Genomic DNA, 19,361 nt, shown 5'->3' on the forward strand with positions numbered 1-19,361 from the left:
CGATTCGGCAGAGCGGGTGGTGCGAGCAAGGTGACTGCGCTTCCGGCCGGAAGGGTCGGGATCGCCGATGTCAGGGCATTGAATCGTGCCCCGACCTCGTTCCGTCCGGCGGTTCTCGGTGGGCCGTGACTCGACTTTGGCACTGGCACTCGGTGCCAGCAAGCGAGGGAAGCTGCCAACTTCTGCGCATCTTTCTCCCGCCTTTTGCCAAGGTTGTTAATCCCCGTAACGCCCTCCTGGTGGTTACGATCGCGGCGCGACGCCTGACGAACACGACGGGGAACGACGGGGACGGGAGCCACAGGTGAGCAAGACCTACGCGGGAGCACGGCTGCGGCGACTGCGCGAGGAACGCCGCATGAGCCAGGCCGAGTTGGCCCGTGCCCTGGCCATCTCCCCGAGCTACCTCAACCAGATGGAGCACGACTCACGGCCCCTCACCGTGCCCGTACTGCTGCGCCTGACCGAGGCGTTCGGAGTCGACCCGGGCTTCTTCTCCGAGCGGGACACCAGCCGGCTGGTCGCCGACCTGAGGGACGCCCTCACCGGTGAGGTCTCCGCGGGCCACGTCACCGCCTCCGACCTCGCTGACCTGGCCTCCCGCATGCCGGCGGTGGCCGCCGTCCTCGTCGACCTCGGCCGCCGCAACCAACACCTGGCCGAACAACTGGCGGAAGCGGCTGAAGGGAGGGGAGGGGGCCCGGCGACGCAGCCGAGGTCGGCGCACGAGGAGATCCGGGAGTTCTTCTACCGGCGGCAGAACTACCTCCACGACACAGACCTCGCGGCCGAACAGCTGGCCTCCGAGATCGGCGTGCGCCCCGGCGAGGTCGTGCCCGCCCTGTCCGCGCGCCTCGCCGAGCGGCACGGGGTGCGCCTGAGCGCCGACTGCGACCGGCTCCTGCACCACTACGACCCGCAGACCCGGGTCCTCCACCTCTCCGGCCGTCTGCGCCCCGGCCAGCAGGCGTTCCGCATGGCCACCCAGCTCGCGCTGCTGGAGTACGGCGCGGAGATCTCCGCGCTCGCCTCCGAGGACTTCGACCGGGACTCCGCGGCCTGGCCCCTCGCCCGCATCGGCATCGCCAACTACCTGGCCGCCGCGTTGATCCTGCCGTACCGCCGCTTCCACCAGGCGGCGGAGGAGTGCCGCTACGACATCGAGCGGCTGACGGACCACTTCGGCCTCGGGTACGAGACGATCTGTCACCGCCTCAGCACCTTGCAGCGCCCCCGCCTGCGCGGCGTGCCGTTCTCCTTCGTCCGGGTCGACCGGGCCGGGAACATGTCCAAGCGGCAGTCCGCCACGGCCTTCCACTTCTCCCGAGCCGGCGGCACCTGCCCCCTGTGGAACGTCTACGAGGCGTTCGCCGCACCGGGACGCATTCACGTACAGGTCGCCGCCATGCCGGACGGCCGGCGCTATCTGTGGACCGCGCGCACGGTGTCCCGGCACCGCGGCGGCTGGGGAGAGCCGGGCAAGACCTTCGCCATCGGCCTCGGCTGCGAGATCCGGCACGCCGCACGCCTCGTCTACTCCGACGGCATCGACCTCGCGAACGCCTCGGCGGCGGTCCCCATCGGCATGGGCTGCCGGCTCTGCGAGCGCACCGACTGTCCGCAACGCGCCGTCCCTCCGCTGGACCGCCGCCTGGCGATCGACGAGCACAGCAGCACGTTCATCCCGTACCCGGTGGCCGAGGCGGGGCGCGTTCGTCCCGAGGCAGCCTCGTCGGTCCCCGCCCACTGACGCCGGCCGAGCCGCAGCCGCGGCCCGCTGTCAGTGGGCGGGGCTAGCGTGTGGGGGAGACGAGCCCGGCGCGAGCGAAGAAGGTAGACCCATGACCACACTGGAGAACCGGCCGAACACCGCACTCCTCGTCGTCGACGTGCAGCAGGACGTCGTCGCGGGGAGCCACCGGCGCGACGCGGTCGTCGCGAACATCTCCGGACTCGTCGAGCGGGCCCGGCAGGAAGGCGTTCCGGTCGTCTGGGTGCAGCACTTCGACGATGAGCTCACGCGCGGGAGCGACGGCTGGCGGATCGTCCCCGAGCTCACTCCCGATGACGCCGAGCCGCTCGTCGAGAAGAGCTATGGCGACTCGTTCGAGGACACCACGCTGGAGGCGGTGCTTTCACGGCTCGGGGTGGGGCGCCTCCTCGTCGCCGGCGCCGAGACCGACGCGTGCGTCCGCTCGACGCTCCACGGCGCGTTCGTCAGGGGTTACGACACGACGCTGGTCAGCGACGCCCACACGACCGTCGACAAGACCGCCTGGGGCGCGCCGTCGCCGGACCTGGTCGTCGCGCACACGAACCTGTACTGGGCCGACCAAGCGGCGCCGGGACGGACCGCGGGGACGGTCGAGACCAAGAACGTCGTCTTCACCTTCGATGACGCTTCGTGACGTTTCCTGACGCCTGCTGACGTCTCCTGACGTCTTCCGGCGTCGACGGACGGCGTGAGCCGCGCCCCGGCCTCAGCTCAGTGACTGCCCACGAGGCCCAGACCCGGCCCGCCGGAGAGCAGCGGGCGCAGGGCCGCCTGCGCCCGCTCGAAGTAGCCCGGGACCTTCGTCGCGCTCTGGGCGTACCGCACGGCGTTCGCCAACTGCGCGGCCTCCGCCGCTCCCGCCGCCTCGGCGGCCCCGGCGGCGCCCGCGGCCCCGGCGGTCTCGACCGCTGCGGCCGCGAGCGGCACCGCCGCGGGCCAGGCCAGCACCACGAGGGTGACCAGCAGGGCCGCGCCGAGGCCGATGGCGAGCCACTTCTTCAGCTCCCTGCCGTCGGCGCTGTTGTCGTCCCAGTACTGCTGCATCGCGGGCAGCAGTACGAGCTGATGCTGGTTCTCCAGCTCGCGCAGGCGCCGGGCGACTCTGTTGAGCACTTCGAGGGGAGCGCCCTGCGGCAGGGGCGTGGTGTGGATCTCGTACAGCACCAGGCCGTCCTTGCCGATGCCGTCGGGGCGGAACGTGGGTTTGTAGCAGATCCATTCGTACTTGACGCTGCCGGGCGCCCCCGAGGCGGCCTGGGTCGGCAGGAGCGGGTAGTACAGCTCGTGCCAGTAGGGACGCCAGGTCGACCGGCGCACCTCGATCCGCGTCGGGACGCCGAGGCTCACCCGCCCGGCCCGCTGCAGGGCGAGCATCTCCTGGAGGGCCGGGTCGATGACGAAGCGTTTCAGGGTGTCCATCTTGTGCTTGAGGTCCTCGACCTCGGCGTCCTTGGCCTCGTCGACCGTGGTCACCTCGACGAGTTCGAGGAGCAGGGTCGTCCCCTCGGTCCGGACACCGAGGATGTCCGAGCGAAGCTGCCGGCCGGACGTCTGCGTCCTGATGTCGCGCCGCAGGGCGGCGCGGCCGAACACATTGCGGTACTCACGGAGGATCCATTTGGCGAGGATCTCGGTCACGCCGCGGAACCGCTTGGTGTTCAGGTAGCTGATCTCGCTGATCACCTCGGAGTCCGGGTAGCGCTGCGTGTAGTACTTCGTGAAGCACTCGACCATGTAGTACTCCGCGGTGAGCCCCTCCAGATACCGCCGCATCGCGTCGATGTTGCCGTTGGCGTCCGCGCCGACCTTGCGGGTCGGCAGCGTGCAGAAGGAGTCCAGGAGCCGGATGTCCGCCATGGCGCTCCCGCTACCCGTTCTCGGAGAAGTCGGAGCCGACCTCGATGTCGAGGCCGCTGCACGGCGTGTACTCGAACCAGGTGCCGACGAGATTGCCCTCGGCGTCGGTGGAGATGTCCGACGCTTCGTCCGTGCCGCCCGCCGACGCGTCCGCGCCCTGGCTGGTGACGACGAACGGTGCGGTGCGCCCCGGATTCTGGTAGAGGTACGGCCGGCCCCAGGGGTCGTTGAGGACCAGGTTCGGACTCGCGTCGAGCAGCACCCGCAGACCCTGGCGGGTGCTGGGGTAGTACTCCGGCTCGATCGGCGCGCCGCGCCACTTGGGGTCCACCCGCTGTTTCGCCTTCTCGGCGTACGCCTCGAGCGCCGTGACGATGGCTTCGATCTCGCGCCACGCCCGCTGCTGGCTCACCGTGACGAGCGGCCGGGCCCGGGCGGCGACGTCGGGGTTGGCGGGCGGAATGCCCGGATAGTTGGTCCGGGCGTACGCCTGGATCTCCTCGGCGATGGACATGTACGGCGGGTCCTGGGGGTCCGGTGAGCCGTCGCCGTCGATACGGCCGGTGGACATCAGCCGGGAGAACGCGCGCTCGAACCCCGGCCGGATGGGCAGGACCACGCGCGCGGCCCCCGCCCGCAGGAACTCGCGGCGCAGCGGATCGGGGTGCCACAGCAGCCGCTTGGTCTCGGCGAGCTTCTCCGACCCCCAGAAGTACGGGTAGAAGAAGTACAGGACGTTCTCCCACTCCACCGCCTGGTGCAAGAACTTGACGAACTCGCCGAACTTCCGGATCTTCAGCCACGTCTCGGCGTCGACGGGGAGGGTGGACGGATCGATGTCGTCGGTCCAGGTCGGTGTGGAGTTGGTGCCGAGCCCGGCGAGCACCGCGTCGATGGTGTCGGGCGCGGTGTCGAAGTCGCTGCCGAAGAGCCACTGCAGCGACCGCTTCATCAACTCCTCGCGTTCGGCGCGGCGCAGTGTGAGGGTGTCGTCCCGGCTCAGCTCCGCGAGGAGTTGTTCCCGGCGGTCCCGCAGCCGCTGCTGCAACGTGTAGTACTGCTGCTCCGCGGCCTCGCGCAGCTTCTGCCAGGTGGCGAGCTGCCAGGCCTGGTACGCCTGTTCCGACAGCCGCAGCGTGGTGGCGAGCCGGAACCCGGCCCAGCTGATGTTGCGGTGGGTGTACTGGATGGAGAGGTGGCCGACCTTGCCGTTCAGGTGCAGGAGCTGGGACTGGTAGCGGCCCTTGAGCTCGGCGCCGACCGGAGTCGCCGTGACCTCGACGGCCTCGTCGCCGATCACGTCGAAGCGGGCCAGCGCGGCGGGAGGCCAGCCGTAGTAGTTGACCTCGAACAGGATCGGCACGAGTTCGTAGCCCTCCGGCAGATCGATCTGCCAGGACTGGTACCGCGTGACGACGGCGTCGTCCTCACCGATGATGGAAGGGAACTCGTAGGTGTAGTCGGGCGGGCTGAGGTACTCCGCGGGCGGAGCGGTCACCGCCGCGCCGTAACGAGCGGCGAGCGTCATCCAGTTGGACCGGCCGATCTGGTCGATGGCGAAGGCGAACTCGTACGGGGTCGCGAGGGTCCGGTCGATCTCGGCGAGTTCCATGAGCTGGCGCCGCAGCGCGCCCCCGGGGTCCGGCACCACCAGGTCGTACGTCATGCGCAGGCCGTACCGCATGAGGTCCACGCGCCACTTGCGCATGATCCGGTAGTAGTCGAGGCGCATCACACGCGGGGAGTTGTTGGTGATCACGCGGGCGGCCTCGTCCTCGTCGCCGCGCCGGGTCTCGGTGCGGAAGGAGACCTTGTGTTCCTTGCGCGAGCGGGAGGAGGCCTTCGACGTGATCTCCGTGGCGTGTTTGTTGCTGGCCTGACGGGACTCGTGGTCGGAGGTGGCGACGCCGTAGTTGAAGGTGCTGGTGACCGAGACCGTGCCGTAGCTGCCGCTGGCCGTGACGCCGAAGTTGAGGTTGGTGTCGCGCTTGGACTCGTTGGCCGTGGACATCGCCACGTCCGTCTTCTCGGCGACGCCCTTCTCCGCGTACGTCTCCAGTTCGTCCGTGACGATCCGGGACAGCTCCTCGCTCTGTGTGGACCATTCCTTGTGGCTCACGCGCGATGTCTCGCCCGGTGCCATCGGGATGGTCGAGACGAGCTCGCCGCGCTCCAGGCCCACCGGCTGCATCTCGATCCGCTCCAGGTGCAGCCAGCCGACCGGCTGGATGTCGGCCTCCTCGACGAAACGGTCGACGAGCAGGCCGACATCGCTCGCGCTGGGCCGCGCGGAGTCCGGTTCCGCCTCGGCCGACCCGGTGCCGTCCGCGCGCCCGGTCGTACGCACCGCCGCGACGCCACGGCCGAGGGCGGCCAGCGTCTCGGGGGTGACGTCGGCGTACAGCCGGGCGGTGTTCGCGGCGGTGGCCGGGTCGCTGTCGAGGAGGGAGGGGAGGATGGTCTCGAACGCCTCGGTGAGCTCGGTGCTCTCGCCGCGCAGCCGCGCCGCCAGGGCGTCGGTCTCGGGACGGGTCAGCCCCAGTGACCGCATGAAGTTCAGCTTCGCGAACACCGACATGGAAGCCCCGCGTGCGGCGGTGGCGCCGGGTTCGGCGGGCTGGGCCGGTACGGCCGACGGGACGGGCTGGGTGTAGGTCGCTTTGAGGATCGCCCGGGTGGAGTTGGTGAGTCCGGTCATGCCTGTCGTCCCCCTCGGACCGCGGCAGGGCCGCGATGTTCAGCGCGTGAAAGCGCATGACGAATCGCCTGGTTGGAGCGTCATGGAGTCCGTGGCCCGGCGAACTGCCGTGGCGGAGACGGAAGAGCGCGGATGCGCGCGAAGAAGAAGTGGTCGCGAAGAAGAGGTGGTCGCGGAGGCGAAGCGGTCGCGGAGAAGAAGTGGTTGTGGCGGTACGCTAGCAGTTTTGACCTGTGGCTTTCGTCGCCCTGACGAGTGAACGGTTTCCGGCCGTTGGGGCGTGGCGTACGCGAGGTACGGGGGGGTTTTCTGTCGGCTTCCGGGCCCCGGGCCGGACCGCGCACCGGCGCATGCGCGACGCCTGAACCTCAGGCCCTGGCATCTACTGGCTGTGACAGAACGAAGACCTCGCGGGAAACCCTTCGTAACTCAGTGCGAGATACAAATATTTCAGACCGCACACACCGCACTCCCGCTGGGGGAACACCATGAAGTACACCCGCGTCTCCGCTCTCGCCGCCCTCGGTCTCGCCGCCACGCTCTCCCTCACCGCTTGCAACGGCGACGACTCCGGGTCGGACGCGGCAGCCAACGGCTCCTCGTCCTCCTCGTCCTCGGGCAGTGGCCAGTCGTCGCAGGACGGCGCGAAGTCGGAGGGCGGCTCGGGCTCGGGCGGCTCGGAGGCCGGCGACGGAAAGTCGGGATCGGACTCCAAGGCCGGTGCCGGGAGCGGCGCCGGCCAGACCGGCAAGGTCACGTTCTGCAAGACGGCGGACCTGGCCATCGACGCCGCGGACGCCGCTCCGGACGAGGCCACCGGCCGCATCGACATCACCATGATCAACCGGGGCTCGACCACCTGCTCGGCGACGGGCTTCGCCGGCGTCGACATCAAGGACGAGGACAACACCTCGAACCCGATCAGCCGCGGCCACGCCCAGCCGCGCGTCACCACCCTGAAGCCCGGCGACGCCGCCGTCTTCAACCTCGCCTACGACATCGACAGCAGCGGCGACAGCCTCTCGCACCCGACCAACCTCCTGGTGACGCCCCCGAACGAGACCCACTCGGTGACCCTGAAGTGGCCCGAGGGCGCGGGCGCGATCAAGGGCGCCTACACCGACGTCGAGGTCTACCCCACGCACAACACGAACTAGGGACGGCAGAGCGGTACGCAGGGGTGGCACGGCGGGGTGGAACAGCCCCGGCCGCGACCCTCACCGATGAGTTTCCGCAGGCTGTGCGGTCTACAGGGTGTCCGTTTCGGATCACCCGTAGAGCTGGGGAGCACACACCATGCGCAAGATCATCGTTTGCACGTTCCTGACGCTGGACGGCGTCATGCAGGCGCCGGGCGGTCCGGACGAGGACGCGGAGAGCGGCTTCGAGCACGGCGGCTGGCAGAAGCCCGTGGACGACGACGAGGTCGGCAACGCCATCGCGGGTTGGTACGAGGAGTCCGACGCGATGCTGCTGGGCCGCAAGACGTACGAGATCTTCGCCTCATACTGGCCGACCGCCGACCCCGGCAACCCGTTCACGGCACGCATGAACGGCATGGCCAAGTACGTGGCGTCCAGGACCCTGACCTCCGTGGAGTGGCAGAACTCCTCGCTGCTGGGTGCCGACGTCGTCGACGCCGTACACGAGCTGAAGGCGTCCGACGGCGGCAACATCAACGTGGTCGGCAGCGGCGACCTCGCCCAGACCCTCATGCGGCACGGCCTCGTCGACGAGTACCGGCTGACCATCCACCCGGTCATCATCGGCACCGGCAAGCGGCTGTTCGCCGAGGGAGCGATCCCCACCGCCCTGGAGCCGGTCAGCGTCACGACGACGAAGGGCGGCACCGTAGTCGGCGTGTACCGGCCGAACGGACAGCCTGGCTACGACAGTTACTAGGAGTGCCGGCGGTGTCCTACGGGGCGGTGTGCGGGAAGAGGACCGCCGCCACGTGCCGGGTGTCCGCGTACTCGATGACCGAGGTGATCCGGCCTGCGTGGACCGTGTAGATCCCGATGCAGCGGTTGTCGTACGTGCCGCCGTGGACGGTCCTGGCCTTGGCGGTCCACTCGGCGACCACGCGGGGGCCTTCGACGATCGTGCTGACCAGCTCGACCTGCATGGTGCCGGGTACGAGGATCGGCCCCATGCCGCCCAGGAAATCGTTGATGATCGCGTCGCGGCCCCGCCAGATCTTCGAGATCGGCAGGTCACTGCCCGGGTAGTGCCAGGTCGCGTCCTCGGCGAAGCTCGCGTGGATGACGTCGGCGTCGCCGTCGCGGACTGCCTCGACGTAGCGGATGACGACGCTCCGTGGGTCGGTCGAGGCGGCGGGCGCGGTGGGCTCGGTGGTGCCGGTTTCGGTTCCGGTGGTCTCGGTCATGGTGGGGCTCCTTACTGCGTTTTCTTGGCTTTTTGGCTTCTTGCCCTGTGGTCGCTGGAGGTTTCGGCCGCTCAGGAGAGCGTGAGTACGGCCTTGCCGCGGATGCGGCGGTCCCGCAGGTCGGTGAGGGTGCTCGCGGTGTCGGCCCAGTCCGCGACGCGGCCGATCTCGGGGTGCAGGCGGCCCTCCGCCGTCAGCCGGACGAGAGCAGCCAGGTCGTCGCCGAGGCCGGTGTCCGCGTCGAGGTAGTGGAAGTGGCGGATGACGGCCGACTCCGGACCCGCGAAGAAGGAGAAGAAGTCGAGCGTCACCGGAGTGCGGCTGGCCTGCCCGAACCAGATGAGCGTGCCCCGCTTCGCGAGCCGTGCGAGGGCAACGGGCAGGGCCTGGCCGCCGGTCGACTCCAGCACGATGTCGTACGGGCCGCGGGCGTCGGCGGGGTGGTGGACGATCTCTGCCGCGCCGAGTTCAATGAGCCGGGCGCCGCGTTCGGCGTCCCGGGTCACGGCGGTGACCTCCGCTCCCGCGGCGGCGGCGAGTTCGGTCACGTAGTGCCCCACACCGCCCGACGCGCCGGTCAGCAGCACGCGTCGCCCCAGCACGGGCCCTGCGGTGCGCAGCAGTCGCAGCGCGGTGAGCCCGGCGAGCGGCAGCGCCGCGCCCCGCGGCGCGCAGACGTCGTCGGGCAGGACCGCCAGGGCGCCGGTCGGCACCGCCACGAACTCCGCCCAGCCGCCCGCCATGGGGTGGCCGACGACGCGTGCGATGCCGGTCGGCCCGCTGCCGTCGGCGGCGGGCTGCACCACGAGCCCCGCGATGTCCTTGCCGGGCCGTTCACCCGGCACGGGGGCCTCCAGCTTGAAGGTCTCGCCGCGGTTGACCGAGAACGCCTCCACCCTCACGAGTGCCTCGTCGGCACGCGGCGTGGGTTCGCGGACGTCGGCGAGGACGACCGGTTCGGCGGGGTCCCCGGTCGGTATGAGCGCCTTCATTCTGCTGCCTCCTCCGATGGCGCCTTCGCCTCCTTGGCGGCGCCTGAGAACACTTCACCGGACGAGGCACCGGCCGGGCCAACAACCGAACTGACCGGCCGACAACGCGCGGTTGTCATATAAGGTCAGCGGCATGGAACTGGACCTCGACCTCGTCCTGGTCCGCTCGTTCGTCGCGACCGCCGAGACGCTGCACTTCGGGCGCGCCGCCGCACGGTTGGACACCAGCCAGCAGGCGTTGTCGAAGCGCGTCGCACGGCTGGAATCGCTGCTCGGAGTGGTTCTGTTCGAACGCGAGGGCGGCACGCGGCTGACCGAGGCCGGGGAACGGTTCGAGCCCTGCGCGCGCGAGGTCCTCGCGGCGGGCACGCGCGCGGTCGAGGCCGCACTGGGCGCCGGACCGATCGTACGGATCGACGTGTGGGGCCATCTCTACGCGCCGATGCGCACCGTCGCACAGGCCGTGGAGACGCTCGGCGCGGTGCGCCTGGAACCGGGCCCCGCACGTGACTGGCCGTCCGCCGCGCAGGCGCTCCTGCGGGGGGACACCGATCTGGGGTTCGGCCGGGTGCACCCGCTGCCGGGCGGCCGCGACGCCGGCCTCGCCCAGCGGGTCGTTCGCCTGGAGCCCGTCGACGCGGTGGTCTGCGCCTCCCATCCGCTGGCCGACGCGGACGAACTGCGTCCGACCGATCTGCGCGACAGCACGCTGTGGTGCCCGGCCGAGCTGTCCCGCCTCGACTTCCTGGAGCGGTTCGCGGACGAGTTCGGGCTCACCCGGCGCCAGGACGGCCCCAACCTGGGACTCGACCACCTCGTCCAGCACGTTCGCGGTGACCCGACGTGCTTCACCCTGTTCCCCAGCGACGCGCCGCTTCCCGACCGCACGGGCCTGCGCTCGATCCCGCTCACCGCGCCCACCCCGCTCTACGCGTGGTCGCTCGCCTGGCGCGAGTCCCACCGCCCCGCACGCCTCGACGCCCTGTTGCGCGGTTTCACGGAAGCGGGCCGCACCCGGCGCTGGTTGGACTACGCGCCGCAGCGGGACTGGCTTCCGGAGGCGGACCAGGCACACCTCGTGGGCCCGGCGGGGCACCGACCGGCGTCGCCCGAGTCGCGAGAGGGCGCGCGGGCGCTTAGACCGGACGTATGAGCGGTCGTGGATCCAGGGCTCGGGGGCGATCTCTCCGGGCTCGAAGATCTGCTCGTCCTGTCGGTCGCCGTCACGTGGCCGACGCGGCCGAGGGAAGGTGAGTGGAGCGTGGCGAAGGACAAGAAGTTCAAGAAGGGCGATCGCGTCTCCTGGAAGAGCCACGGCCAGACCGTGCCGGGGTCGGTGAAGAAGAAGATCACCGATCGTACGGAGGCGGCGGGGCGCACGGTCGACGCCTCCACGGAGGAACCGCAGTACGAGGTGGAGAGCGAGAAGTCCGGCCGCACGGCCGTCCACAAACCGGAGTCGCTGCGCCGGAAGGGCAACAGTTCCTGACAGGTGTTTTGCCGTGACTCATGGGTCACCGGAGTGAACTCCGGTCAGTACCAAGTGAGTTGAGGTCGGTGCCACCTGGTGGGCGGTTGCGCGCACGCCCTCCTTACGCGGTTCCGTCGTGCGGCCCGTCGGTCAGGCCCGCCGCGGTCAGCGTGAGGTGCCGGACGAGCACTTCGACCGCCGTGTCGGCGTCGCGGGCCAGCGCGGCCTCCTCCAGCCGGCGGTGCTCGGGGGCGCCGTCGCGATCGGGCAGGCGCAGCGCGGACCAGCGGCGCGTCAGCTCGCTCGCCAGCCACATCCGGTCGAAGGTCTCCAGCAGGGCCCGGTTTCCGCACCCGTCCAGCAGGGTGTGGTGGAAGACCCGGTGGGCCTCGGCCCACGCCTCGGTGTAGTGCTCGCGCTCGTCCGGTTCGTATGCCGGGGTGCGGGCCAGCCGGTGGTGGGCGGCGCGCACCCGAGCCTCCCAGTCGACGTCGCCACGCTCGATCGACATCCGCAGCATGACCGGCTCGACGGCCCGGCGCGCTTCCGCGATCTCCTGCCAGCGGTGGTCGGAGACGGCCGGGACGGCGAAGCCGCGGTTCGGGAGCCGGTCGGCGAGCCCCTCTCCGACCAGCCGTACGAGCGACTCGCGCACGACCGCCAGGCTCACGCCCTGTTCCTTGGCGAGGTCCTGCGGTTTGAGCGCGTCACCGGGGGCGTGATCCCCGCGCATGATCGCGTCCCGCAGGTGGGCGTGGACCTGCTCGGAGAGCATCTGCTTGCCCGGTGAGGTCGGGGTGACGGCCGTCTGCGTCATGGGCCCATCGTAGACGATCTCATTAAGAATCGATTATTAATGTTATCGTCGATTCAGCGGCGACGGAATGCGGAGGCAGACCCCGAGGCCGCCCTACTTCCTGCATGGCTTGAAAGGAACGACGACGCGATGAGCGCCAACGACCCCTTCGCCCGCCTCCCCGAGGCGGCTTCCTTCACCGTTACGAGCACCACCGTCACCGACGGCGCCGCATGGCCCGCCGAGCAGCTCTCCTCCGGCCTCCCCGGCGGCAAGGACCGCTCCCCGCAGCTGTCGTGGAGCGGCGCCCCGGACGGCACCCTGAGCTACGCCGTCACCGTCTACGACCCCGACGCCCCCACCGGCTCCGGGTTCTGGCACTGGGCGGTCGCCGACATTCCGGCCTCCGTCACCGAGCTGCCGGAGGGCGCGGGCGACGACACCGGCTCCGCGCTGCCCGAGGGCGCCTACCAGCTGCCCAACGACGCCCGCGCGCCGCGCTTCATCGGCGCCGCCCCGCCGGCCGGACACGGCCCGCACCGCTACTTCGTGGTGGTGCACGCCCTCGACGTCGAGTCCATCGGCGTCCCGGCCGACGCCACCCCGGCCGTCCTCGGCTTCACCATGGCCGGGCACATACTCGGACGCGCCGTCCTGACCGCCACCGCGGAAACCCGGGCCTGAGCTGCGGATGACGCACCTGATCGACACCACGGAGATGTATCTCCGCACGGTCCTGGAGCTGGAGGAGGAGGGCGTGGTGCCGTTGCGCGCCCGCATCGCCGAACGCCTGGACCAGAGCGGCCCCACCGTCAGCCAGACCGTCGCCCGCCTGGAACGGAACCAAATGCTGCGCGTCGCCGACGACCGGCGCGTGGAGCTGACCGAGCACGGCCGGCGGCTGGCGACGCGGGTCATGCGCAAGCACCGCCTCGCGGAATGCCTGCTGGTCGAGATGATCGGCCTGGGATGGGAGCAGGTCCACGCCGAGGCGTGCCGCTGGGAGCACGAGATGAGTGAAGCCGTCGAGCGCCGCGTCCTGGAACTGCTGCGGTACCCGACCACGTCGCCCTACGGCACCCCCATCCCCTGTCTTGAGGAGCTGGGCCACGAGGGCGGCACGGGCCCGGCCACCGAGGAGGACGCGGTCCGCCTCAGCGAGCTGGATCCTGGACCCGACGGCGCGAGCGCGCTGGTCCGGCGCATCGGGGAGAGCACACGCTGCGGCATGCCGGGATCAGGCCCGGCGCGGTGATCACCGTGACGTCGACACCCGGCGGCGTACGGGTCGGTGGCGGGGCGGGTACCGCCGAACTGCCCCTGGGCGCGGCGGCCTGCGTCTTGGTGGCCGCGCACTGAGCCCGGCCACGGGAACAGCTGGGGCCTCGATCACAACCCGTGATCGGGGCCCTTGCTCAGTCCCGAGAGGGCCAGCACGCCGTACCGATCACGGCGACGGGCCGCGCTCGCAGCCTGCCCGTAGCCGTCCGGGCGAGGCCGGGGCGTCCAAAGGTGGCAGAGTCGGAAGGGACGGGCAGGGCTGCACGAGGTGGCAGCGGCATGGCCACGGACGACAGGAACGACGACACGTGGATCGCTCAGCGGCGGGATCCGGCCCGATGGAGTCCGGCCCGATGGCATCAGGCCCGGCGGAACCCGACGCGGCGGGCCCGGCGCCGGCGGAGCCCGAGCAGCAGGCGCTCTTCGGATGGGCGGACACCGTGGTCCCGCCCTCCGCCCCCGCACCGTTCAGGGACAGCCCCCAGGCGCGCCGCATGCTCGACGTACGGGAGGTCTACGCGGAGCCGGCGGCCCTGGACTCGCCGCGCGGCCGGCAGATCCTGGACCGCCTGCCGGGCGTGCGCGTGACCGAGGTGGACAGCCACTGGCGCATCCCCTCCCTGCACGGCAACGACGGCAACGTCGAGCGGTGGGTCCGCGTCAAGACGGAGACGCTCGTGCTCGGCGTCAAGCAGCACCTCGTGACGCGGCCCAACGGCAGATCGGCCGACTGGATCGCGCCCGGACCTTCCAACGGGTGCGCGATGGCGTGCGCCTACTGCTACGTCCCCCGCCGCAAGGGCTACGCCAACCCCATCACCCTCTTCACCAACACCGAGGCGATCGTCGCCCACATCCGGCGCCACGTGCGGGCCCAGGGCCCGAAGACGGAACCCAACCAGTGCGACCCCGACGCGTGGGTCTACGACATCGGTGAGAACGGCGACTGCTCCGTCGACGCCCTGGTCAGCGACAGCACAGCGGATCTCGTCGCCGCCTTCCGCGCGCTGCCGACGGCGAAGGCGTCCTTCGCGACCAAGTTCGTCAATCCGGACCTGCTCGCTCTCGACCCCCAGGGCCGCACCCGGGTGCGCTTCTCCGTCATGCCGCCCGACGACGCGCGGCTGCTGGACATCCGCACCAGTCCCGTACCGGAGCGGATCGCCGCTGCCGCCGACTTCCTCGACGCCGGATACGAGGTCCACTTCAACCTCTCGCCCGTCGTCCTGCGGCCGGGATGGGAGCGGGACTGGGCCGACCTGCTCACCCACCTTGACGACGTCCTGCCCGCCCGGGTCAAGGATCAGGCGGCGGCCGAGATCATCATGCTGACCCACAACCGGGCGCTCCACGAGGTCAACCTGGGATGGCACCCCCGCGCCGAGGAGGCGCTGTGGCGGCCCGACATCCAGGAGGCGAAGCGTTCCCGGAACGGCGCCCTCAACGTGCGCTACGCCGTCGAGGTCAAGCAGCGGTCCCTGGCGCGACTCCGGCACCTGATCGCGGAGCGCGCGCCCTGGCTGCGGATCAGGTACGCCTTCTGACCACCGTCGACGTCAGAGCCGTACGCCACCGAGCGCCGGCCGTACGCCACCGCGTGCCGCAGGCCGACGTGGCGCGTTTCGCCGTGTTGCGGGTGCCGTGACCGGTGACGGACGATGAGGCCGTCCGACGTACCGATCTGCCCGATTCATCACCTTTAACCGGGGTACCTGAGGCGACATGATCACCATTGGGGTCGAGGAAGAGTACTTGCTGCTCGATCCGGACACCTGCATGCCGGTGCCGGTGGGAGAGCGGGTCCGGGCCGCCGCCGGGCTGGGGCCCATCGCCGAGGACACCGAGGTGCAGCCGGAGCTGCTGCAGGCCCAAGTCGAGGTCGCCACCCCCGTGTGCACCGATCTGGACGAGGTCGGCGGCCATCTGCTGCGCCTGCGGCACGCGGTCGGAACGGCGGCGGAGAAGCTCGGCTGCCGGATCGCCGCCTGTGGGGTGGCCCCGTTCCGGGCGTCGTCGCCCGTTCCGGTGACGCGTGTCGCCCGCTATCTCGCCCTGCGGACCCACGCCCCGCAGCTCGTGGACGAGAACCTCGTCAACGGCATGCACGTACACGCCGCCGTGCCGGACAAGGAGACGGGCGTGGACGTCCTGAACCGCATCCGTGTCTGGCTCCCCGTCCTCGTGGCCATGTCCGCGAACTCGCCCCTGTGGGACGGCAAGGACACCGGGTTCGCGAGCTGGCGCACGGTGATCTTCGGCCGCTGGCCGGTCAGCGGCCCACCGCCGCACTTCACGTCGCTCGACGACCACGACAGCCGCGTCCGCTCGCTCCTGCACACCGGCACCATCGTCGACACCGGCCAGCTGTACTGGCAGGCGAGGCTCTCCGAGCGGTACCCGACGGTCGAGGTGCGGTGCGCCGACGTCCAGTTGCGCGCGGACGCGGCGGTCATGTTCGCCGGACTCGTCCGCGCGCTGACCGCCACCGCACTGCGGGAACAGAAGGCGGGCACTCCCGCGCCCCAGTGCCCGCCCGAACTGCTCCAGGCCGCCAACTGGCACGCGGCCCGGCACGGGCTCAGCGGCCTCCTCATCGACCCGGCGGGCCGGGCGCGCCGCGCCGGTGACGTGCTCTGCATGCTGCTCGATCACCTCGCTCCGGCGCTGGAGGAGGCGGGCGACACCCGCGAGGTGACCGCGCTGGTGCACCGGCTGCTCCAGGAGGGCACGCCCGCCGACCGGCAGCGCCGCGCCCTGGCCGAGGGGGGTCCGCCGGCCCTCGCGGACCTGATCGCGGGGGAGACGTGCGCTTCCTCGTGAAGCGGTGTGGTGAACCCTGTCGGAGAGCCGCCTCCTCGCCTGCGTCCGCGTCTGTGTCAGCGCAGGCACTCAGGCCACGAGCACCCGCGTTCCGGGCGAGGCGCCCCTGAGTGAGGGGGCGCGACCCGAGCACCGGGCCCGCGCCCCCGACACCACACCTACGAGGACGACTTCGTGACGCCGGGCAGAAAACCGGCGTGCGCCTGCTCCCGTACACGGACCCGGGAGAGCCCGAACTTCCGCGGATGCCCCCGAGGGCGGCCGTCGACGCCGTCACCGTTGCGCACGCGGGTGGCACAGATGCGCGGAGGTGTGGAACTGAGGCTTCACGATGTGTGGATCCGGGGCTTCACGCCGTGTCCGGTGCCACCGCCCGGACGTCGTCGATCTGCTGGTGGCCGCACCCCTCGGCGAGCTCCCGCAGGGCGGTGATCTCGGCGCGGTCCGCGGACAGCTTCCAGCGGAGTTTGGTGGAGATCCAGTCCGCCGCATAGGTGCAGCGGGCGTCGGCGAGCGGCGGCAGCCACTCGGCCGGATCCTGGTCGGCCTTGCTGCGCTTGGCCTCGGCCGTGACCGCGACGAGGCTGCGGTCCGCGATCAGGTCGTTGGCGTAGTCCTCGCGCCGTTCGCTGCTCCATGCCGAAGCTCCCGAGTCCCACGCCTCCGCGGGCGGGACCGTGTGATCGATGCCGAGGCCGCGGGGATCGGTGACGGTCTTCCCGTCGTAGTACGAGAACCAAGTGCCGCCCGTCACCTGGCAGGTCCCCTTGATGACCGGATCGGTCCGGGACTCGGCGATCAGCACCTCGGCGCGGGTGGAGCACCCGTCGTGGTCGGCGTCCACCCAGTGCTTGAAGGCGCTGCGCACGTAACCGTCGCGGGACTCATCGGCGACCGGCAGCCGGTTGATCGCCGCGGCCAGACTCATCTGCTGAGGTTGGGGCACGGGCGAGGTGGGGTGGGCGACTGGGGCGGCGTGGGGCAGGAGAGCGAAGGTGGCGGCGGCGAGGGCCGGCGCGGTCAAGGTGAACATGGAAGCAGTGCTACCGGCTCCGCGGGGCACGCGCCGGACATACCCGGGTGGCGTCACCCGCTGGGCGGATAGGTCGTACCGGAGACGTCTCCTCGGTGACCCCGCGCTATACGCCGTGATCGGGTTGCCGTTCCACGGGTATCCGTTCTGGCCGGACGCCGTGTTGCGTTTCCTGTACTTCGGCGGAGGACTGGTTCTGATGTTGCTCGGGTTGGAGTTGGTCGTCCGGCGGCAGCAGCGGAGGCAGCGGCAAAGATGAGGGGCGGGGGCCCAACGGGCGGTCCTACAACGAGCGGAACCAGCCCAGCAGTTCGAGGGCCCCGGGGCTCTCCGCGTCGAAGGTCTGGCCTTGTTGTTCGACGGGAAGGAGGTCCGGCCCCCAGAGGCGGGCGCCGTGACAGCGGAAGCAGAAGGCGATCGCGAAGAGCTGATGGGTGGAGTCGTGCGCCCTGATTCCCCAGCCGGGGAGGAAGCAGCGGTACAGTTCGCCGCCGGGCAGGTCGCCGATCAGGGACAGCGTCCGCCCAACCCGGTCGCCCTCCCAGATGGCGACCGTCTCGCCGGACAGGTCCTCCGAAACGATGTGCCTGGTGGGATCCGTGATGCGCACGACCTCAATGAGTCCGGTCCTCTCGTGTGTACGCGGCAGTAGCATGCCGCCAGACTCCCTGATCGCGACCTCACTGGCCAAGTGGAATGTGCGGAGCCGCCGTTGGCGTGAGGGCCGGTCGGCTCGGTACGGGAAGGGTGGTGCTCCACGCTTCCTCGGGCGGTGAAACTGAGCCGCGCCCTGGAACGCTTCGGCGATCAGGCTCAGTCCGCCCGCGCCCAGTCCCACCTCGTCTCGCTCCAGGACACGGGACGGGACAAGGCCGCGGAGGCGTCCGTCCTCGCCCGGCTGGAGCGTCTCAAGGGCGATCTCCCCGCCGCGAGCCGCGCCCTGCAACGGGCACGGGCCGCCGTCGGGACCGATGGCGCCAAGCCGGACGGGACAGTGTCCGAGTGGCGCCGCCGGGACATCGGCCGGCTGATCACCGAGCAGTGCGACGAGGACTTCACCGGACGGTCCGCCCGGGCCGAGGAGGCGGTGGCCGGACTGACTGCCTACGTCGAGGGGCCGCCCGCCGCCACCTGAGGTCGGACCCGGCCCCAAGAGACCTCAGGCGCACCGCAGCTGAGGGCCACCGCGCATCGTCGACCGGCGCTCCGGCACGCTGCACGGCGTCGCCCACTACGTCGTCGACCCCGCGGGCGCCCGGCGGCTGGGGGATTTCGCAGGACCTGCTCGCCGAGGCGGCGGCGCGGGTCAGCCGCCGTGTGCGGTGAGGGTGTACCCCTCCGGGCCCTCGAAGGAGAACTTCGGCCCGAAGGGGCTGTCCGCCATGGGCTCGACGATCTTGACGCCGGCGGCGACGAGCTGGTCGTGGAGCCGATGAGCGTCCGTGGTGCTGAACCAGAGCACCACGCCGAGGCCCGGCCGCGCGGCGTCGGTGAGGTCGACGCCCGGGAGGAGCGCGCGGACCGCGAACGGGGTCGGCTTGGTGTCGAACACGACCGCGTGCGGGGGCGAGACCGCGGCGCGGCGCAGGCCCAGGTGCTGCTCGCAGAAGGCGGCCGCGGCCTCCACGTCGTGGACCTGCAGGGCGACGAAGTCGGGACCGTCGATGGCGACAGAAGACATGTGCGCTTCCCTCATTGGTGTATTCAGGCATGGGTGTATGTCAGGACTTTGACATGAAGGTTACGGCGTGGAGGTACCTATGTCAAAATGCTGACATGAAGGAGAGCGAGCCGACCGAGCCCGTGCGTCCGGCGGACGACATCACCCACCACGTGGGGTACCTGCTCAAACGCGCCCAGGCCGCCCTGCGCGGCGCGATGGACAAGGTCCTGCGCGAGCACGGGCTGACCGTGCCGCAGTACTCCACCCTCGAACTCCTGGCCCAGCACCCCGGCATGTCCAACGCGGACCTCGCCCGGGCGACCTTCGTCACCCGTCAGTCCGGGAACGTCGTCCTGCGGGGACTGCAGGAGGCGGGGCTGATCATCCGCCCCGCCACCGCCGATCAGGGCCGGGCCCTGCCCGCACGCCTCACCGAAGAGGGCCGGGCGCGTCTCGCCGCGGTCCAGGCTTCCGTGTACGCCGTCGAGGAGCGCATGATCGCGGGGATGGAGCCCCGGCGCCTCACGGCGCTCCGCGCCGACCTCGACCGCATCGCGACTGCCCTGGAGGGCTGATCCGGACGCCGCCGC

At 70.9% G+C, this 19,361-nt stretch carries 19 protein-coding genes and 2 pseudogenes; 12 read left to right on the plus strand and 9 right to left on the minus strand.

Annotated features, from left to right (window positions below; translation table 11 throughout):
- Window positions 1-304: 304 nt before the first annotated feature.
- Together ACZ6B8_RS25055 and ACZ6B8_RS25060 are read left to right on the plus strand one after the other, a co-directional pair.
- Entirely contained in the window at window positions 305-1,750 is a 1,446-nt protein-coding gene (locus ACZ6B8_RS25055; RefSeq protein WP_471608699.1) for a short-chain fatty acyl-CoA regulator family protein, read from the plus strand.
- A 91-nt stretch (window positions 1,751-1,841) separates the two neighbouring features.
- Window positions 1,842-2,408 carry an isochorismatase family protein gene (locus tag ACZ6B8_RS25060; protein WP_471608700.1) on the plus strand — a complete coding sequence of 189 codons (567 nt, stop codon included), beginning with the start codon at window positions 1,842-1,844 and terminating at the stop codon, window positions 2,406-2,408.
- A gap of 77 nt (window positions 2,409-2,485) precedes the next feature.
- On the opposite strand, the gene ACZ6B8_RS25065 is transcribed toward ACZ6B8_RS25060, so the two are convergent.
- Window positions 2,486-3,631, minus strand: a complete 1,146-nt coding sequence (locus ACZ6B8_RS25065) for a hypothetical protein (RefSeq protein ID WP_471608701.1) — start codon at window positions 3,629-3,631, stop codon at window positions 2,486-2,488.
- Between the two features lie 10 nt (window positions 3,632-3,641).
- Window positions 3,642-6,329 (minus strand): type II secretion system protein GspG, encoded by a 2,688-nt coding sequence (locus ACZ6B8_RS25070; protein ID WP_471608702.1) that lies wholly within the window; start codon window positions 6,327-6,329, stop codon window positions 3,642-3,644.
- 488 nt (window positions 6,330-6,817) lie between these two features.
- On the opposite strand from ACZ6B8_RS25070, the gene ACZ6B8_RS25075 reads away from it, so the two are divergent.
- Entirely contained in the window at window positions 6,818-7,486 is a 669-nt protein-coding gene (locus tag ACZ6B8_RS25075; RefSeq protein ID WP_471071606.1) for a DUF4232 domain-containing protein, read from the plus strand.
- 139 nt (window positions 7,487-7,625) lie between these two features.
- On the plus strand, window positions 7,626-8,231 hold the full coding sequence (locus ACZ6B8_RS25080; protein ID WP_471071602.1) for a dihydrofolate reductase family protein: 606 nt from the start codon (window positions 7,626-7,628) through the stop codon (window positions 8,229-8,231).
- A gap of 16 nt (window positions 8,232-8,247) precedes the next feature.
- Here the strand turns inward: ACZ6B8_RS25080 and ACZ6B8_RS25085 are convergent, their stop codons facing one another.
- Window positions 8,248-8,715: a nuclear transport factor 2 family protein gene (locus ACZ6B8_RS25085; protein WP_471608703.1), complete on the minus strand. Its 468-nt coding sequence runs from the start codon at window positions 8,713-8,715 to the stop codon at window positions 8,248-8,250.
- A 71-nt stretch (window positions 8,716-8,786) separates the two neighbouring features.
- The gene (locus ACZ6B8_RS25090; RefSeq protein WP_471608704.1) at window positions 8,787-9,707 is read right to left on the minus strand and encodes a zinc-binding dehydrogenase; all 921 of its coding nucleotides are present in this window, start codon (window positions 9,705-9,707) and stop codon (window positions 8,787-8,789) included.
- Between the two features lie 133 nt (window positions 9,708-9,840).
- Between ACZ6B8_RS25090 and ACZ6B8_RS25095 the strand changes: the two genes are divergently transcribed.
- Both ACZ6B8_RS25095 and ACZ6B8_RS25100 read left to right on the plus strand, forming a co-directional pair.
- Window positions 9,841-10,860, plus strand: coding sequence for a LysR family transcriptional regulator (locus ACZ6B8_RS25095; RefSeq protein WP_471608705.1), 1,020 nt, complete (start codon window positions 9,841-9,843; stop codon window positions 10,858-10,860).
- Between the two features lie 108 nt (window positions 10,861-10,968).
- The gene (locus ACZ6B8_RS25100; protein WP_471608917.1) at window positions 10,969-11,196 is read left to right on the plus strand and encodes a hypervirulence associated TUDOR domain-containing protein; all 228 of its coding nucleotides are present in this window, start codon (window positions 10,969-10,971) and stop codon (window positions 11,194-11,196) included.
- A gap of 103 nt (window positions 11,197-11,299) precedes the next feature.
- Here the strand turns inward: ACZ6B8_RS25100 and ACZ6B8_RS25105 are convergent, their stop codons facing one another.
- Window positions 11,300-11,995 carry a GntR family transcriptional regulator gene (locus ACZ6B8_RS25105; protein WP_471608706.1) on the minus strand — a complete coding sequence of 232 codons (696 nt, stop codon included), beginning with the start codon at window positions 11,993-11,995 and terminating at the stop codon, window positions 11,300-11,302.
- Between the two features lie 129 nt (window positions 11,996-12,124).
- Here ACZ6B8_RS25105 and ACZ6B8_RS25110 point away from each other — a divergent pair, with 129 nt between their 5' ends.
- The 4 genes and pseudogenes from ACZ6B8_RS25110 to ACZ6B8_RS25125 all read left to right on the plus strand — a co-directional run bounded on the left by ACZ6B8_RS25110 (window position 12,125) and on the right by ACZ6B8_RS25125 (window position 16,075).
- A complete protein-coding gene (locus ACZ6B8_RS25110) occupies window positions 12,125-12,658 on the plus strand; it encodes a YbhB/YbcL family Raf kinase inhibitor-like protein (protein WP_471608707.1) in 534 nt (177 codons plus the stop codon).
- A gap of 7 nt (window positions 12,659-12,665) precedes the next feature.
- A pseudogene (locus tag ACZ6B8_RS25115) lies at window positions 12,666-13,333 on the plus strand (metal-dependent transcriptional regulator).
- Window positions 13,334-13,608: 275 nt separating this feature from the next.
- Window positions 13,609-14,799 carry a spore photoproduct lyase family protein gene (locus tag ACZ6B8_RS25120; RefSeq protein WP_471608708.1) on the plus strand — a complete coding sequence of 397 codons (1,191 nt, stop codon included), beginning with the start codon at window positions 13,609-13,611 and terminating at the stop codon, window positions 14,797-14,799.
- 178 nt (window positions 14,800-14,977) lie between these two features.
- Window positions 14,978-16,075, plus strand: a complete 1,098-nt coding sequence (locus ACZ6B8_RS25125; protein ID WP_471071580.1) for a carboxylate-amine ligase — start codon at window positions 14,978-14,980, stop codon at window positions 16,073-16,075.
- A 158-nt stretch (window positions 16,076-16,233) separates the two neighbouring features.
- On the opposite strand, the pseudogene ACZ6B8_RS25130 reads toward ACZ6B8_RS25125, so the two are convergent.
- From ACZ6B8_RS25130 to ACZ6B8_RS25140, 3 genes and pseudogenes are all read right to left on the minus strand, one after another.
- Window positions 16,234-16,383, minus strand: a pseudogene (locus tag ACZ6B8_RS25130) (uS14 family ribosomal protein); the annotation flags it as partial.
- Between the two features lie 41 nt (window positions 16,384-16,424).
- On the minus strand, window positions 16,425-17,108 hold the full coding sequence (locus ACZ6B8_RS25135) for an HNH endonuclease family protein (RefSeq protein ID WP_471608709.1): 684 nt from the start codon (window positions 17,106-17,108) through the stop codon (window positions 16,425-16,427).
- A gap of 283 nt (window positions 17,109-17,391) precedes the next feature.
- A complete protein-coding gene (locus ACZ6B8_RS25140; protein WP_471608710.1) occupies window positions 17,392-17,718 on the minus strand; it encodes a hypothetical protein in 327 nt (108 codons plus the stop codon).
- 162 nt (window positions 17,719-17,880) lie between these two features.
- Here ACZ6B8_RS25140 and ACZ6B8_RS25145 point away from each other — a divergent pair, with 162 nt between their 5' ends.
- Window positions 17,881-18,243 carry a hypothetical protein gene (locus ACZ6B8_RS25145; RefSeq protein WP_471608711.1) on the plus strand — a complete coding sequence of 121 codons (363 nt, stop codon included), beginning with the start codon at window positions 17,881-17,883 and terminating at the stop codon, window positions 18,241-18,243.
- Between the two features lie 171 nt (window positions 18,244-18,414).
- On the opposite strand, the gene ACZ6B8_RS25150 is transcribed toward ACZ6B8_RS25145, so the two are convergent.
- The gene (locus tag ACZ6B8_RS25150) at window positions 18,415-18,789 is read right to left on the minus strand and encodes a VOC family protein (RefSeq protein ID WP_471608712.1); all 375 of its coding nucleotides are present in this window, start codon (window positions 18,787-18,789) and stop codon (window positions 18,415-18,417) included.
- Window positions 18,790-18,884: 95 nt separating this feature from the next.
- Between ACZ6B8_RS25150 and ACZ6B8_RS25155 the strand changes: the two genes are divergently transcribed.
- Window positions 18,885-19,346, plus strand: a complete 462-nt coding sequence (locus ACZ6B8_RS25155) for a MarR family winged helix-turn-helix transcriptional regulator (RefSeq protein WP_471071561.1) — start codon at window positions 18,885-18,887, stop codon at window positions 19,344-19,346.
- Window positions 19,347-19,361: the final 15 nt, after the last annotated feature.

The organism is Streptomyces sp. NPDC041122 (genome assembly GCF_055592445.1).

Coding starts and splice junctions, on each gene's coding strand:
- ACZ6B8_RS25155 (WP_471071561.1), top strand. CDS start 18,885: ATGAAGGAGAGCGAGCCGACCGAGCCCGTGCGTCCGGCGGACGACATC.
- ACZ6B8_RS25120 (WP_471608708.1), top strand. CDS start 13,609: ATGGCATCAGGCCCGGCGGAACCCGACGCGGCGGGCCCGGCGCCGGCG.
- ACZ6B8_RS25090 (WP_471608704.1), bottom strand. CDS start 9,707: ATGAAGGCGCTCATACCGACCGGGGACCCCGCCGAACCGGTCGTCCTC.
- ACZ6B8_RS25110 (WP_471608707.1), top strand. CDS start 12,125: ATGAGCGCCAACGACCCCTTCGCCCGCCTCCCCGAGGCGGCTTCCTTC.
- ACZ6B8_RS25085 (WP_471608703.1), bottom strand. CDS start 8,715: ATGACCGAGACCACCGGAACCGAAACCGGCACCACCGAGCCCACCGCG.
- ACZ6B8_RS25135 (WP_471608709.1), bottom strand. CDS start 17,108: ATGTTCACCTTGACCGCGCCGGCCCTCGCCGCCGCCACCTTCGCTCTC.
- ACZ6B8_RS25080 (WP_471071602.1), top strand. CDS start 7,626: ATGCGCAAGATCATCGTTTGCACGTTCCTGACGCTGGACGGCGTCATG.
- ACZ6B8_RS25095 (WP_471608705.1), top strand. CDS start 9,841: ATGGAACTGGACCTCGACCTCGTCCTGGTCCGCTCGTTCGTCGCGACC.
- ACZ6B8_RS25125 (WP_471071580.1), top strand. CDS start 14,978: ATGATCACCATTGGGGTCGAGGAAGAGTACTTGCTGCTCGATCCGGAC.
- ACZ6B8_RS25075 (WP_471071606.1), top strand. CDS start 6,818: ATGAAGTACACCCGCGTCTCCGCTCTCGCCGCCCTCGGTCTCGCCGCC.
- ACZ6B8_RS25065 (WP_471608701.1), bottom strand. CDS start 3,631: ATGGCGGACATCCGGCTCCTGGACTCCTTCTGCACGCTGCCGACCCGC.
- ACZ6B8_RS25070 (WP_471608702.1), bottom strand. CDS start 6,329: ATGACCGGACTCACCAACTCCACCCGGGCGATCCTCAAAGCGACCTAC.
- ACZ6B8_RS25150 (WP_471608712.1), bottom strand. CDS start 18,789: ATGTCTTCTGTCGCCATCGACGGTCCCGACTTCGTCGCCCTGCAGGTC.
- ACZ6B8_RS25060 (WP_471608700.1), top strand. CDS start 1,842: ATGACCACACTGGAGAACCGGCCGAACACCGCACTCCTCGTCGTCGAC.
- ACZ6B8_RS25105 (WP_471608706.1), bottom strand. CDS start 11,995: ATGACGCAGACGGCCGTCACCCCGACCTCACCGGGCAAGCAGATGCTC.